The sequence below is a fragment of the Nocardiopsis potens DSM 45234 genome (assembly GCF_000341105.1).
Classification (GTDB): Bacteria; Actinomycetota; Actinomycetes; order Streptosporangiales; family Streptosporangiaceae; genus Nocardiopsis_A; species Nocardiopsis_A potens.
The window spans coordinates 1-1439 of record NZ_ANBB01000119.1; the positions used below are offsets into that span (position 1 = coordinate 1).

Annotated in this window: 1 rRNA gene; it reads left to right on the forward strand. The window is 58.2% G+C overall.

The annotated features are described in order from the left end of the window. Positions 1–80: 80 nt before the first annotated feature. Positions 81–1439: ribosomal RNA gene (locus tag D459_RS0130160) — 23S ribosomal RNA — on the forward strand; the annotation flags it as partial.

Consider the following 1439-nt stretch of genomic DNA (forward strand, 5'->3'; position numbering starts at 1 on the left):
TGGGTTGTGGGTGTTGTAGGTGGGTTTGTGGCTGGTGTTTTGATTCGTGGATAGTGTGCGCGAGCATCTTGTATCTGTGGTGGCCAAGTGATAGTGGCATACGGTGGATGCCTTGGCACCAGGCGCCGATGAAGGACGTGGGAGGCCGCGATAGGCCGCGGGGAGCTGTCAACCGAGCTTTGATCCGCGGGTGTCCGAATGGGGAAACCTAGCCCGAGTCGTGTCGGGTTGCCGCCGCCTGAATGTATAGGGCGGTTGGTGGTGACGCGGGGAAGTGAAACATCTCAGTACCCGCAGGAAGAGTAAACAATAGTGATTCCCTGAGTAGTGGTGAGCGAAAGGGGATGTGGCTAAACCGCGGGCGTGTGATAGACGGCAGTCGTTGCGTTCGCGGGGTTGTGGGATGTGCCTGTTCCCGGTCTGCCGGCCGGGTGCGCTGATGGTTCTTTTAGTCGAAGCCGTTGGGAAGCGGTGCCGTAGTGGGTGAGAGTCCCGTAGGCGAAGGAAGAGCCTGGGCGTTGGTGCAGTCCCGAGTAGCGCGGAGCCCGTGAAATTCCGTGTGAATCTGGCAGGACCACCTGCTAAGCCAAAATACGTCCTGGTGACCGATAGTGCACTAGTACCGTGAGGGAAAGGTGAAAAGTGCCCCGGTGAGGGGTCGTGAAATAGTTCCTGAAACCGTGTGCTGTCAAGCCGTCAGAGCCCCTTGTCGGGTGATGGCGTGCCTTTTGAAGAATGAGCCTGCGAGTTGTGGTGTGTGGCGAGGTTAACCCGGGTGGGGTAGCCGTAGCGAAAGCGAGTCTGAATAGGGCGTTTGAGTCGCATGCTGCAGACCCGAAGCGGGGTGATCTACCCATGGCCAGGGTGAAGCGGCTGTAAGAGGTCGTGGAGGCCCGAACCCACCAGGGTTGAAAACCTGGGGGATGAGCTGTGGGTAGGGGTGAAAGGCCAATCAAACTCCGTGATAGCTGGTTCTCCCCGAAATGCATTTAGGTGCAGCGTCGCGTGTTGCCTGCTGGAGGTAGAGCTACTGTTTGGCTGATGGGCCCGACAAGGTTACTGACGTCAGATAAACTCCGAATGCCGGTCAGGTTGGAGCGCGGCAGTGAGACTGCGGGGGATAATCTTCGTGGTCGAGAGGGAAACAACCCAGATCATCGGCTAAGGCCCCTAAGCGTGTGCTAAGTGGGAAAGGTTGTGGAGTTGCTGAGACAACCAGGAGGTTGGCTTAGAAGCAGCCATCCTTTAAAGAGTGCGTAATAGCTCACTGGTCAAGTGATTCTGCGCCGATAATGTAGCGGGGCTTAAGCACACCGCCGAAGCCGTGGAGCCTGCACGTTTGTGCGGGTTGGTAGGGGAGCGTCGTGCGTTCGGTGAAGCGGCCGGGTGACCGTGTCGTGGAGGGCGTGCGAGTGAGAATGCAGGCATGAGTAGCGAGA